Source organism: Streptomyces sp. NPDC002144 (assembly GCF_053593695.1).
Window position 1 is genome coordinate 1 of sequence record NZ_JBSFDB010000110.1, and the last position, 12,595, is coordinate 12,595.

Annotated in this window: 13 protein-coding genes and 5 pseudogenes; 9 read left to right on the plus strand and 9 right to left on the minus strand. The window is 69.5% G+C overall.

What is annotated here, in order from left to right:
- Positions 1 to 272, minus strand: a pseudogene (locus ACWCQ1_RS50675) (hypothetical protein); the annotation flags it as partial.
- Positions 273 to 853: 581 nt separating this feature from the next.
- On the opposite strand from ACWCQ1_RS50675, the pseudogene ACWCQ1_RS50680 reads away from it, so the two are divergent.
- The 8 genes and pseudogenes from ACWCQ1_RS50680 to ACWCQ1_RS50715 all read left to right on the plus strand — a co-directional run.
- Positions 854 to 1,027, plus strand: a pseudogene (locus ACWCQ1_RS50680) (MmcQ/YjbR family DNA-binding protein); the annotation flags it as partial.
- The gene (locus tag ACWCQ1_RS50685) at positions 1,024 to 1,392 is read left to right on the plus strand and encodes an MmcQ/YjbR family DNA-binding protein (RefSeq protein ID WP_451029952.1); all 369 of its coding nucleotides are present in this window, start codon (positions 1,024 to 1,026) and stop codon (positions 1,390 to 1,392) included. The pseudogene ACWCQ1_RS50680 and the gene ACWCQ1_RS50685, both read left to right, overlap by 4 nt.
- An 88-nt stretch (positions 1,393 to 1,480) precedes the next feature.
- Positions 1,481 to 2,074, plus strand: a complete 594-nt coding sequence (locus tag ACWCQ1_RS50690) for an AAA family ATPase (protein WP_451029953.1) — start codon at positions 1,481 to 1,483, stop codon at positions 2,072 to 2,074.
- Positions 2,016 to 2,207 (plus strand): annotated as a pseudogene (locus tag ACWCQ1_RS50695) (hypothetical protein); the annotation flags it as partial. The gene ACWCQ1_RS50690 and the pseudogene ACWCQ1_RS50695, both read left to right, overlap by 59 nt.
- A gap of 48 nt (positions 2,208 to 2,255) precedes the next feature.
- Entirely contained in the window at positions 2,256 to 2,792 is a 537-nt protein-coding gene (locus tag ACWCQ1_RS50700; protein ID WP_451029963.1) for an AAA family ATPase, read from the plus strand.
- Between the two features lie 278 nt (positions 2,793 to 3,070).
- The gene (locus ACWCQ1_RS50705; protein WP_451029954.1) at positions 3,071 to 3,655 is read left to right on the plus strand and encodes a DinB family protein; all 585 of its coding nucleotides are present in this window, start codon (positions 3,071 to 3,073) and stop codon (positions 3,653 to 3,655) included.
- Between the two features lie 137 nt (positions 3,656 to 3,792).
- Positions 3,793 to 3,933: pseudogene (locus ACWCQ1_RS50710) on the plus strand (transposase); the annotation flags it as partial.
- 18 nt (positions 3,934 to 3,951) lie between these two features.
- A pseudogene (locus ACWCQ1_RS50715) lies at positions 3,952 to 4,282 on the plus strand (hypothetical protein); the annotation flags it as partial.
- Here ACWCQ1_RS50715 and ACWCQ1_RS50720 read toward each other — a convergent pair.
- The 8 genes from ACWCQ1_RS50720 to ACWCQ1_RS50755 all read right to left on the minus strand — a co-directional run bounded on the left by ACWCQ1_RS50720 (position 4,246) and on the right by ACWCQ1_RS50755 (position 11,771).
- On the minus strand, positions 4,246 to 4,641 hold the full coding sequence (locus ACWCQ1_RS50720) for a DUF2267 domain-containing protein (protein WP_358606204.1): 396 nt from the start codon (positions 4,639 to 4,641) through the stop codon (positions 4,246 to 4,248). The pseudogene ACWCQ1_RS50715 and the gene ACWCQ1_RS50720 sit on opposite strands and share 37 nt — an antisense overlap.
- A 263-nt stretch (positions 4,642 to 4,904) precedes the next feature.
- A complete protein-coding gene (locus ACWCQ1_RS50725; protein ID WP_451029955.1) occupies positions 4,905 to 5,297 on the minus strand; it encodes a DUF2267 domain-containing protein in 393 nt (130 codons plus the stop codon).
- A gap of 84 nt (positions 5,298 to 5,381) precedes the next feature.
- Positions 5,382 to 5,927 (minus strand): nucleotide exchange factor GrpE, encoded by a 546-nt coding sequence (gene grpE, locus ACWCQ1_RS50730; protein ID WP_451029956.1) that lies wholly within the window; start codon positions 5,925 to 5,927, stop codon positions 5,382 to 5,384.
- Positions 5,928 to 5,929: 2 nt separating this feature from the next.
- On the minus strand, positions 5,930 to 7,789 hold the full coding sequence (dnaK, locus tag ACWCQ1_RS50735; RefSeq protein WP_451029957.1) for a molecular chaperone DnaK: 1,860 nt from the start codon (positions 7,787 to 7,789) through the stop codon (positions 5,930 to 5,932).
- 38 nt (positions 7,790 to 7,827) lie between these two features.
- Positions 7,828 to 8,190, minus strand: a complete 363-nt coding sequence (locus tag ACWCQ1_RS50740) for a J domain-containing protein (protein WP_451029958.1) — start codon at positions 8,188 to 8,190, stop codon at positions 7,828 to 7,830.
- A gap of 325 nt (positions 8,191 to 8,515) precedes the next feature.
- Complete coding sequence (locus ACWCQ1_RS50745; protein WP_451029959.1) at positions 8,516 to 9,937, minus strand: Clp protease N-terminal domain-containing protein; 1,422 nt, start codon at positions 9,935 to 9,937, stop codon at positions 8,516 to 8,518.
- 267 nt (positions 9,938 to 10,204) lie between these two features.
- On the minus strand, positions 10,205 to 10,627 hold the full coding sequence (locus ACWCQ1_RS50750) for an Hsp20/alpha crystallin family protein (RefSeq protein ID WP_451029960.1): 423 nt from the start codon (positions 10,625 to 10,627) through the stop codon (positions 10,205 to 10,207).
- Positions 10,628 to 11,180: 553 nt separating this feature from the next.
- Entirely contained in the window at positions 11,181 to 11,771 is a 591-nt protein-coding gene (locus ACWCQ1_RS50755; protein ID WP_451029961.1) for an HdeD family acid-resistance protein, read from the minus strand.
- 236 nt (positions 11,772 to 12,007) lie between these two features.
- Here ACWCQ1_RS50755 and ACWCQ1_RS50760 point away from each other — a divergent pair, with 236 nt between their 5' ends.
- Complete coding sequence (locus ACWCQ1_RS50760) at positions 12,008 to 12,430, plus strand: Hsp20/alpha crystallin family protein (RefSeq protein ID WP_451029962.1); 423 nt, start codon at positions 12,008 to 12,010, stop codon at positions 12,428 to 12,430.
- The last annotated feature ends 165 nt before the right edge of the window (positions 12,431 to 12,595 follow it).

Consider the following 12,595-nt stretch of genomic DNA (forward strand, 5'->3'; position numbering starts at 1 on the left):
CCGACGACACCGTCCTGCCCACCGAACTCACCGCATAGCCTCAAAGACGAGATCACCGAGTGGCCGTCGATACACCACTCCAGCGGACGTGACCTTGCGCGCCCCGGACGGGGCGGGTTCCACGGCCAGTCGTCGTGCTGGGCGAAGAAGTCCTGGACGGTACTGACCTCAAGGCCGTACGGCGTGCCGACCGGGGGCTGGAAACCGTACAGCGGAACCGCGGCCGATCCGGCCTGTCCGCCCGGGCTGGGGTGTCGCTTGTCGACCATCACGTGTCCGCAGCCTACTGCCCTCCGTGCCGGCTTCGCGGGAAGGCTGGGACGTGCCGCCGCGATCGCGTGGCGTGCCGCCGCGTCCTTCGACGCCACATTCCGACACCACCCGAGGAGCCCGACCCGCCCATGGACGGACCAACCCTGCAGCAGACCGCCGCCGACCGCGCGGAAGAACTCCCCGGAGCCCAGCTGGAACACCCCTTCGGCCCCGACTGGGAGGTCTTCAAAGTACGCGGCAAGGTGTTCAGGCTGTTGACTTCTCCCCCAGCTGAAGCAGGGAGATTGTTCCCTCGCGGGTTGAGCTTTCTGCTTCCCAGACAGCAGCTGCCCCGAACCAACGGCAAGGGACGTGCGTACGCCCAGCAGTCTTACGCCAGCTCCACAGACCTGACATCCCGCCAGCCCGGCGGCGGTCCCGGCCAGCCTGGTCATCGCCGGCCGGACGGCATACGAACTACCCCTTACCTGCGGGTGGTTGGCGGTGAACGCCGATCCGTCCTGGCGGCGCATCGGCTTGCCCTGCCCTGCTCCGCAGGAGTCCGCTTCCTCCCCCGCCTGACGGCGGGGGTATCCACGGAGGAATCCCGATGAACAAGAAGCACTGGATCACGCTGGAGGGCGGGGAAGACGGCAAGGAACTCGTCAGGGAACTTGTCACCGACGCCTACCTACTCGTCGTCGCCCACCTGCCCAAGGCCGAGCAGCCCGTCGACCCACGCGCCTACGGCAACGGCACGCGGGCGGCCCAGTGAGCGCGGCCGGCGACCGGCTCCAGAGCACCGCCCGCCAGGCGGCCCTGGCCCATCCCGACGTCAGCCACGGACGCCCCTTCACCCCCGCACTCGACGTGTACAAGGTCGCGGGCAAGGTGTTCCTGATCGTCACCGACGACCCGGACGAGCAGATCATCACGGTCACGTGCGCACCTGAACACGCCCGCGCACAAGAACGCGGCTACCCCACGATCATTCCGGGCCGCTACCTCGACAAACGGCACTGGATCTCGCTCGGCCCCGGGCCCGGCATCACGGAGCGACTGGTCACCGACGCGGTGGAGAATTCCTACGACCTGGTCATCGAGCGGCTGCCGCGCCGCGAACGCCCCGGCGTTCGATGAGCGCCGCGACCGGCACAGCCCCCACTCGTCCGTGCCCCGTGCCCGGCCTGCCGCGCCCCCATACGCCCGCCGCCGACCCGAGAGACCGATGGAACCGACCGAAGCGAGCTTGCCGCTCTTCGACGAGGAGCCCGCCCGGCCACTCGCCGACCGCCTGCGCCCCACCCGGCTGGACGACGTCGTCGGACAGGACCACCTCCTGGCCCCGGACGCCCCACTGGGCCGCATGGTCGCCCGGCAGCGCCTCAGCTCCGCCATCCTCTGGGGGCCGCCCGGAGCCGGGAAAACGACCATCGCGCGGCTCCTCGCCGACGGCGGCGACCTGGTCTTCGAACCGGTGTCGGCCACCTTCTCCGGCGTGGCCGATCTGCGCAAGGTCTTCGCCGCCGCACGCAGCCGGCGCGGCATCGGCCAGGGCACCCTGTTGTTCGTCGATGAGATCCACCGCTTCAACCGCGCCCAGCAGGACAGCTTCCTGCCCTACGTCGAGGACGGCACGATCACCCTGATCTGCGCCACCACGGAGAACCCGAGCTTCGAACTCAACGGTGGCCTCCTCTCCCGCACCTACGTCCTCGTCCTCAAACGCCTCGACGAAGCCTCGCTGGCCACGCTCCTCGACCGTGCCGAACAGCTCACCGGCCACCGCCTGCCGCTCGACTACGACCCCGCCGCGCCCTGAGCGCCATGGCCGACGGCGACGGCCGCTACCTCCTCAACATGGCCGAACAGCTCCAGACCCTCCCGGACACCGAGACACCCTTGGAACCACCGCGCTCGCCCGTCACCTCCAGCAACGCGCACCGCTGTACGACAAGGCGCAGGAAAGCCTCTACAACCTGATCTCCGCGCTGCACAAGTCGATGCGCGGCTCCGACCCGGACGCAGCCGTGCACTGGCTGGCGCGCATGCTCGACGGCGGCGAAGACCCCCTGTACGTCGCCCGCCGCCTGGTCCGTTTCGCCAACGAAGACATCGGCATCGCCGACCCGCACGCTGTCCAACAGGCCCTCGCCGCCTGGGACGTGTACGAGCGACTCGGCTCCCCCGAGGGCGAGCTGGCGATCGCCCAGGCCGTCGTCTACCTCGCCACCGCCCCCAAGTCCATCGCCGTCTACCGCGGCTTCAACGCCGCCCACCGATCCGCCCGCCGCACCGGCTCGCTCATGCCGCCAGCCCACATCCTCAACGCCCCGACCCGGCTGATGAAGAACATCGGCTACGCCAGGGACTACCGGTACGACCCCGACACCCCCGACGGCTTCTCCGGCGCCGACCACTTCCCCGACGCCATGGACCGAGAGACCTACTACAAACCCTCTCGCACCGGTTACGAGGCCCAGATCACCGAACGCCTGCGCCACTGGGCTGCTTTGCGTGCTCGCGCTCAACGCGGCTGACCGGCCGACACCCCACGATGAGCCATCGACGGCGCCGACGACGAGGCCAACAGAAGCTGACGCCGCACAATGTGGGGCCCAGCGCGACGGTGGGACTGAACGTACTGCACCTTGCAATTTCGCGCCGGTCAACTTGAAGGCTGTCTCACGTGGCGACTTCCGCGAGCTTCTTCCGTGGCTCGGGACAGTGGCCATGGCCGGGCTTCAGCACTGCCGGTCGTTGCGGTCCACGTACGGGATCTTGAGGCCACGAGTAGCCCATGGCAGGCTCATGCCGCATGATCGATGAATTCGTGAAGGGCACCCTGCACGTGCGACTGCGGCGGGACCGCAAGGCGCTGCTCTGGAAGCTCGACGGCCTGTCCGAATACGACGCCCGCCGACCTTTGACAGTGACCGGGACCAACCTCCTCGGCCTGGTCAAACACGTGGCCAGCGTCGAGGCCAGGTACTTCGGCGAGGTCTTCGACCGGCCGTCCCCAGAACCGCTGCCCCGGTGGCAGGACCACGACGGCAGCGATCTGTGGGCGGCTGAGGACGAGACGCGCGATCAGATCATCGAGTCCTACCGGCGCACGTGGGAACACTCAGATGCGACGATCAACGAGCTTGCCCTCGATGCCCCGGGCCACGTGCCGTGGTGGCCGGAGCCCTTTTCCAACACGAACCTGTTCGCCATCCTGGTCCACGTCCTTGGCGAGACCAACCGGCATGCCGGGCACGCCGACATCCTGCGCGAGGGCGTGGACGGGCGAACCGGGATGCGGCCCGAGCACGAGATGCAGATCGATGAGGACGCCCGCACCGCCTACTGCGCGAAGATCGAGCAGGCCGCCAGATCGGCCGCATCGGTCGAGGCATAGGAGGCTGTCCCCCCGTGACTTGATGCTCGATGTCCGAGCGGCAGGGTGCAGGCCGTGATTGCTGATCTGTCGATGCGTCTGGTCGCCCCGTTACTGCCGTCGTTCACGGCTCGACCGCAAGGTGGCGGGACCGTCCGCGCGACCACTGGGCCGTGTTCACCGCAGCGGTGTACATGCTGACCAGCGGCTGTGACTGGCGGCATCTGCGGCCGGCGTTCGGCACGTCCCCCGCCACCGCGCATCGCCGCTTCACGGTATGGACCGAGGTCGGCCTGTGGCGTCGGCTGCATCGGGACCCGCTCCTGCAGGCCGTGCCGCCGGTGCGGGGCAAGCGCGGCCGGCCACGGCGCCGCTCGGACGTGGTGCTGGGCGGCCGCGGCGACGACCACGACAAGTACCGCCGACTGGCCTGGAGTATCGGCGTGAAGCCGCGGATCGCCCGCCGCGGCGCCCAGCACGGCTCCGGCCTGGGCAGCCAACGCTGGGTCGTGGAGCGCGCGTTCGCCCACCTGCACTGGTTCCGCCGCCTGCGCATCCTCTGGAAGATACGGCGACGACATCCACGAAGCCGTCAGATCGGGACGGCCGGGTCAGGTGGGTTGCGGGCGGCCGAAGAGCAGGTCGTAGCCTGTCGGGAGCTGGAGCAGGACCTGGTCCATGAGGTCGTGGCCGGCGGCGTCGGCGACGGTGCTGAGGACGGCGCTGACGTCCCAGGCCGCTGTCTGCTCGGTGGCTCCCTCGATCCAGGCTGCCGTGGCCCGCACAAACCTCTCCGGCGTCAGCGGCTCGGCGCTCTGCAGGGGATTGAGGAGGATCAGGGCGAATTCCTCTGGCAGGCGCGCCGCCAGCTGGGCGCGGACCTCGCCGACCAGGTGGGCACCCAGCAGGGCCAGGACGACGCGCGCGGCCCGTTCGGCTTCGTGTTCCGTTTTGTACTCGCCGCGTTCCTTCACCTGCTCGAGGAACGCTTCGCGTCTCAGGGTCATGTGGCAACCACCCTTCTTCGGCTCTGAGCTGCGGTGGGGGGCGAAGGGCGGGTGAGGGGAGTTGAGGTGCCCGTCCTCCATTCCTCGGCCGGCCCGGGCCGCCGTCGGCCAGCCGGAGGTCTCCCCCGCAAAACCCACTGGTGGCGGGTCCTGCGGGGCGCGCGCTCGGCGGTCGGGATACGCGGGCATCCTGGCCGAGCGGACCGGTGCTGGTCCGAACGCCGGCTGCGTTGCCGTGCCGGTCCGCCCCCGAGGGTCTGGTGTCAGCTGGCCAGGTCGGCTTGGCCGAACAGGACGGCGTAGCCGGAGGGGAGCTGGCTGATGATCTGGTTCAGCTCACCGCCGGAGACGGCGCCGGCCAGGGTGGTCAGGACCGCGCTGGCGTCCCACTGTGCGGTGCGCGGCCGCGCACCGGTGCGCTCGGCGACCCGGCGGTAGAACTCCTCGATGCCGAAGCTCTCGGCGTGCGCCTGTTTGGCCTGGGCCAGTGCCTGTCCGAGCGGTGCGGGCAGCTGGGAGGCAAGGTCGTCGACCTCGCCGGGGCTGATGCGCTGGGCGAGCACGCTCAGCACCGCGTCGGTGACCTTCGCGGCTTCGTCCTGGCTGATGTATTCGCCGAACTCGCGTACGCGAGCGAGGAACTCGTGGTGCTGCATGGTTTGTCACCTCCGCTTGCCAGTGACGTTCAGGGCATCGAAGTCGATGCCCTCTTCTCCGGTACCCAGGTAGGGGCATGCCTGTCAGCTCCGCACGACGGGCAACGGCGGCTTGTCCGGGCGGGCGGATGATCCGCGTGCGCCGCACTGCGGTGCGGGTGCGCTGCTCGCAGGCGGGGCCGGTCCGGTGACCTCCACGGTCGCCGGGCGCAGCAGGTTCTCGCCCAGCCGGTAGCCGGGACGCAGGACCGCCGAGCACACCAAGCCGTCCGCGGCGGCGCTGACGCGGTGGGTGAGGGCCTCGTGGCAGGCGGGATCGAACCGATCGCCCACCTCACCGAACGACGTGACACCCAGCGAGCCGAGCTGCTCCTTGAGGCTGCCGGCGATGTCTCGGAGACCGGGCGTGAGCGGTTCGTTGGCGCACGCCCGGTCGACGGCGTCCAGCACGGGAAGCAGGGCCCGGACCACGTTGGCCGCGGCGATCTCGCGCACGGCCAGGCGGTCCCGCCGCACCCGCTTGCGGTAGTTGTCGTACTCGGCCTTGACCCGCTGCAGGTCGGCGGTCCGCTCCTGAACCAGGCGCCGCAGCTGCTGGAGTTCGGTGCTCTGCGGACCGCTCCTGGTCATCGTCAGCCAGCCTCCGGCTTGTCGTCATCAACGATCTCGGCGTCCACCACGTCATCCTCGCCCGAACCACCACTCCTGCCACCGCCCGCGGAGGCACCGGCCGGCTGCTCGGCCTGTGCCTGCTGATACAGGGCGGTGCCGATCTTCTGCGCGGCCTGGGCGGTGCGGTCGATCGCCTGCCGGATCGCGGCGGTGTCCTCGCCCTTCAGCCTCTCCTTCAGCTCGGCCAGCGCCGACTCGGTCTCGCTCTTCGCATCAGCCGGGATGTTGTCGGGGTTGTCGTTCAGGAGCTTCTCGGTGGAGTAGACGAGCTGTTCCCCCTGGTTGCGGGTCTCGGCCGCCTCACGGCGCTTGCGGTCCTCCTCGGCGTGCTGCTCCGCTTCGCGGACCATGCGGTCGATGTCGTCCTTGGGCAGCGCCGAGCCGCCGGTGACGGTCATCTTCTGCTCCTTGCCGGTGCCCAGGTCCTTGGCGGAGACGTGCATGATGCCATTGGCGTCGATGTCGAAGGTGACCTCGATCTGCGGCACCCCGCGCGGCGCCGGGGGCAGGCCCGTCAGCTCGAACATGCCGAGCTTCTTGTTGTAGGCGGCGATCTCCCGTTCGCCCTGGTAGACCTGCACGGTCACCGACGGCTGGTTGTCGTCGGCGGTGGTGAAGATCTCCGAGCGCTTCGTGGGGATGGTGGTGTTGCGCTCGATGAGCTTGGTCATGATGCCGCCCTTGGTCTCGATGCCCAGGGACAGCGGGGTGACGTCGAGCAGCAGGACGTCCTTGACCTCACCCTTGAGGACACCGGCCTGCAGGCTGGCGCCGACGGCGACGACCTCGTCGGGGTTGACGCCCTTGTGCGGGTCCTTGCCGGTCAGCTCCTTCACCAGCTCGGTGACGGCCGGCATCCGGGTGGAGCCGCCCACCAGGACCACGTGGTCGATGTCGGATACCTTGATCCCGGCGTCCTTGATCGCGTTGTGGAAGGGCGCCTTGCACCGCTCCAGCAGATCGGCGGTCAGCTGCTGGAACTGGGCGCGGGTCAGCTTCTCGTCCAGGTGCAGCGGGCCCTCGGCCGAGGCGGTGATGTAGGGCAGGTTGACGGTCGTCTCGGTGGACGACGACAGCTCGACCTTCGCCTTCTCCGCCGCCTCCCTCAGGCGCTGCACGGCCATCTTGTCCTTGGACAGGTCCACGCCGTAGCCGTTCTTGAACTGCGTGACGAGGTGGTCGACGATCCGCTGGTCCCAGTCGTCCCCGCCCAGGTGGGTGTCGCCGTTGGTGGCCTTGACCTCGATGACGCCCTCACCCATCTCCAGCAGCGAGACGTCGAAGGTGCCGCCGCCCAGGTCGAAGACGAGGACCGTCTGGTCGTTCTCCTTGTCCAGGCCGTACGCCAGCGCGGCCGCCGTCGGCTCGTTGATGATCCGCAGCACGTTCAGGCCCGCGATCTCGCCGGCCTCCTTGGTCGCCTGCCGCTGGGTGTCGTCGAAGTACGCGGGCACCGTGATCACGGCGTCGGTGACGTCCTCACCCAGGTAGGACTCCGCGTCCCGCTTCAGCTTCTGCAGCACGCGCGCGGAGATCTCCTGCGCGGTGTACCGCTTACCGTCGATGTCCCCGTGCTCGGGGAACCGCCAGGCGTGGTCGCCCACGTGCCGCTTGACCGAGCGTGCGGTGCGGTCCACGTTCGTCACGGCCTGCCGCTTGGCCACCTCACCGACCAGCACCTCACCGCTCTTGGCGAAGGCCACCACCGACGGGGTCGTCCGCGCGCCTTCGGTGTTGGTGATCACGGCGGGATCGCCGCCCTCCAGGACGGAGACCACCGAGTTCGTCGTACCCAGGTCGATACCAACCGCACGTGCCATCTGAGCTCTCCCTTCTCGTCCTCACCTCGTTCTTCGTCTCACCGCCCGGGGATCCACCGGACCGGCCCCGCGCGCAATGGCGGGTCACGCCGGACGTCCCCGAGCACCACGGCGTAGCGTCGAGCGGGCCGCCCGGGCTCGGTGGTGGCAGCACCTCGATCAGGCGCAGACAGCGCGCGTTCGAGGCGCTGGTCGTAGGCCGCCCGCAGGACGGGATCACGCAGCGTCTCGTACGCCGCCCTCACTTCACCGAAACGTGCGGTGATGTCAGCGTCCACGCGGGTGTCCGGGCGCAGTTCCCGCACTCGGGCGCGGAAGGCCGAGGTGATCTTCTCAGCCGTCGCCGAGGGCTGCACTCCCAGCACCGCGTACAGGTCAGATTCCGGCTCCGGCCCCTGCACGTCGGGCCACCTCCCTTGCCCATGCTGAGCTGCGACTTCCTCCTTCTTGCCTACCCTCTGGGATAAAACTTGAGTCTTGCGTTGTCAAGTCCAGGCGAGGTATAGGGGAGGTCGACACGGCATTGTCGGCACCCCGGGGCCGTGCCCGCACACCGGATGGGAGGTGCAGTGCAGTGATCACCGAACTCGCTGTCGAACGTGTGGCGTTCACCTGCGGCTCGTGCTGGCACCGCTGGAGCGTCGACTACGACGTCCAGCGCTACCGAGACGCTCTCGACGCCGAGTGGGAGGTCTTCTACCGCGACAACACCGCCGTTTCCTCCCCCTACACGCCGCACGGCGCCCCGCCCTGCGCGCACTGCGGCCGCCGCTGGGTCGGACGCCTGGTGGCGCGCCGGCCCGTGCCGCTACCCGGTGACGACGAGGCACCCCGCAACCGCGTCCTGGCCGAGGGCGGCCATCGTCCCGAGCGGCACAGCGCACCGATGCTGCACGCTGCCGGCCACCCGCAGCCGCAACCCGGCGCACGAGCAGGGCAGGCCCCCGCGAAGCCGGCCGGATGATCCGGACAACGCGCGCCCACCCTCGTGACGGGGGGCGCGCACTGGTCTGTCAGGGACGTCGCACGCCGATCTCCCCGGCCATGCGGCGGATCCTGAAGCGCGGCACGAGGGGCACGCACGTGTGAGCTGCGGCATTGCCGGTGAACGCGGTCGGCCTCCACGATGACCGGACCAGACGAGCCAAAGGAGGGCAGCTCCTCATGGGTGATCATGTGCACGTGCGGCTCAGCCAGGGGCTGAGCGTGTCGGCCGATGGAGAACTGATCGAGCACTCCCGCTGCCGATGCGGGGCCACCTTCACCAAGGTGTTCGATGCGGACAGCGGGAAGCCGGAGGGGCCGGCCCCGTCCTGATGCGCTCCCAGAGCCGCACGCGAGAAGCTGGCATGGGTTTTGTCGGCCTGCCTCCTCCAGGAGCTTCTTCAGCCGCTCCTCGAACTCACCCCGGTACTTGGTTCCCGCCACCATCCCGGCCAGGTCCAGGGCGATCAGCCGCTTGTCCTTCAGCGTGGCCGGTACGTCGTCGGCGGTGATGCGCTGGGCGATGCCCTCCACGATGGCGGTCTTTCCGACACCGGGATCACCGATGAGGACGGGGTTGTTCTTGCTGCGCCGGGAGAGGACCTCGATGGTCTGCTCGACCTCCTCATCCCGACCGATCACCGGATCCAGCTTCCCGGCACGGGCCTGCTCGGTCAGGTCACGACCGAACTCGTCCAGCGTCGGCGTGCTGGACGGCCTGCGGGGCTGCTCGGAGGAGTGCGTGGCGGGCGCGGCGAGAGAGGTCGGCCGGCCGCCGGCCGCCTCGGCCAGGGCACGACCGGCCGACGATTCCTCGTTCGCGGCCAGGGCCTGCAGGATGTGCTCGGGGCCGATGCAGGAAGTGCCCAGCTGCCGGGACAGCTGGTAGGCGTCCAGCAGTGCTCGCTTCGCCGAAGGCGACAGCTCTGCCGGACCGGCCTGCGCCGCGTCCACGCTCAGGGTCGCGCCGACGCCCAGGCGCTGCGAAAGCCGTTCGACATCTACGCCGGCCTCGTCCAGCATCCGGCGTGTGGCGTCCACCTGGAGTGCGGCGGCCAGCAGGTGCTTGGCATTCAGTTCCTCGCTCTTGTCGGCGGCAGCCACACCGCGGGCCCTGAGTACCAGCTCACGGGCGCGCTCGGAGAGCAGGCTGCCGATGTCCACCTGCCTCGGGCGCCGCTGGGCAGACACCGGCCCGGCACCGTAGAAGCGAGAGAAAAGATCATCGAACTCACCGAATGGCGACTGTCCCAACCCGAAAGCAGAACCCTCGGCGTCGGATTCTGGGGTGCGCGGCCGCGTTATGGGACGCCCCAGGGTCTGTCACCTGCCGGCGCCCGCCGTCGCAGATGTGCGAAGGGGTCAAAGACGCCGTCAGGGCCCCGGGCTGGTGCCCGAGGCCCTTTAATTAAGAGAGGAGTTGCTGTGGCGTCAGCCGCCCAGTTCCTTGCGGTCGCTGCCGCCGGTGATGGCGATCTTGCGGGGCTTGGCCTGCTCGGCGACCGGGATCCGCAGCCTCAGCACACCAGCCTCGTAGGAGGCCTCGATCTTCTCGGTGTCGAGGGTTTCGCCGAGGAACAGCTGCCGGCTGAACGTCCCCGCGGGCCGCTCTGTGACCACCGTGTCGGTGTTCTCGCCGTACGCCGGCTTGCGTTCGGCCTTCACCGTCAGGACGTTGCGCTCGACATCGAGATCGATGGACTCCGCGTCCACGCCCGGCAGGTCCAGCTCCACGAAGAACGTGTCACCCTCACGCCAGGCGTCCAGCGGCATGGCCGCCGGGTGCGCGGCCGTGCCCCAGACCCGCTCGACGAGCCGGTCAAGCTCGCGGAAGGGATCCGTACGCATCAGCATCCTGTCATCCCTCCTTCACGTCGTTCCTGCGTCCAATCCGCTCTACTTCTCATATACCACCGCGCCGGAAAGTTGACAACTATCGGCTCAACTTTCTGCGGGGTTTTGTGACGGCTGTCCCCCGTAGCCAGGTTGCGTCGCCCTCCGGATCGGCGGTGGACAACGCCAGGCGCGTGTACGGGGCATCGTGGCCGACAGTCGTCACCACGAGCACCGGGCCCCGTGCGTCCAGGGCCACGAAGCCGCGGCCTCGGACGTGCTGAAGTTCGCCCACGCACCAGGTTCCCGGGCGGAAGCGGTAGCGGGGCCCGGGGTGCGGGCGCACCGCGCGCCACCAGTGCGGCTCCACGCGGACCTCGCCCACACTCCTCAGCGGGAGCGCACACTGCGGCGCCGCGCCGCCAGCGCCCACCGCCACGGCAGACGCACCACCAGATCGCCGCCATCGATGTGCAGCCGCGTCACGAGGCTCACCTGCCTTCTCGGCGTCCAGCGCGCACCGCGCGCCCCACGGACCTGCGATGCGCCGCGCCTGCGATCCTCGGGGAGCAGATCAGTGGGCCACACGGGCACCGGAGGCCGGCCCGAGCCACGACCGCGTACCGCGTCCGGTGCGGGTGCGGTACTCCCGCCAGGCGGCAGCCAGCCACAGGCCGCCCGCGATCAGTGCGTACACGCCCAGGACCAGTGCGATGGCCACCGCACCGGCGTCCGGGCGCAGCCACAGCAGGGCACCCGCCGCCACCGACACGGCAGCGGAGGCCCGCCACCACCAGGCGTGCCGCAGTTGATGCCGCATCCGGGTGGCGACCCACAGCTCCAGGCATCCCGTCACGATGGCCCAGGCGCCCGCCACGATCAGCAGCGCCAGGGCCGTCAGACCCGGCCACGGAGCCGTGACCAGTCCGGCCACCACTCCCAGCGTGCCGGCCGCCGCGCACGCCACAGCGGGCCGACGCTCATGCCGGTACTGCCGCCACGCCGTGCTCAGCAGCATCACACCGTCCACCAGGGCGTATGCGCCGAACACCCAGGCCAGTGCCAGCACCGTCAGTTGCGGCCAGAGCAACGTCAGCACGCCGAAAACCACCGCCGCCATCCCGCGGGCTCCCAGCAGCCAGACCGTCTTCATCCTTTCCGTCACCAGCGGCCTCCCTTCCGGCACTCTCATGCGCCGACCGCCCGGACCGCCGCGGTGGCGGGCCACGGCGTCGGCGCAACCGAACACTCACAGCACGTGATAGAAGATTGAGTCACCTACCGTCAACTTCATGCAGTGGTCTCTTGTCAGAGAATCTCCTGCCGGGTTATAGGAATAGGCGGGTAATCGATCGTCGGGCCGCAGCCCCTGCGACCCGCCTTCAGGAAGAGAGGTTGGACATGCTGGCGCGTACGGGTGTTCTGGGCGATCTCGTCCGGCTCACGGACCAGCTCGAGAACGGCGCCGCCTCGGCCGGCACCGTCATTCCGGCGGATGCATGGCGCGACGACGAAGCGCTCTACCTGCAGTTCGATCTGCCCGGCATGGACCAATCCACCATCGAGCTGACCACGGAACATCAGACCCTGGCCATCACCGCCGAGCGGCCCTCCCCGATCCCGGCCGACGCCCGTCCCGTGCTCACCGAACGGCCCACCGGCCGCTTCACCCGCCGCCTGGCCCTGTCCGACGCCCTGGACACCGCGGCCGCCTCGGCCGCCTACGACAACGGCGTCCTCACCCTGCGCATCCCGCTGGCCGCACACGCCAAGCCCCGCAAGATCGCCATCTCCGGCGGCGCACCCAAGCAGCTGACCGCCTGAGCTGCACAGCCCGCCCGTCCAACACATCGAAGGAGATTCACACCATGGGCGCCCTGCTGTGGCTGCTCATCGGGTCTCTCCTTCGTGGATACCCCCGGCTTCAGCCGGGGGAGGAAACGAAGATCCTGCGGAGCAGGGCAGGAAGAGCCGGTTCGCCGCCAGGGC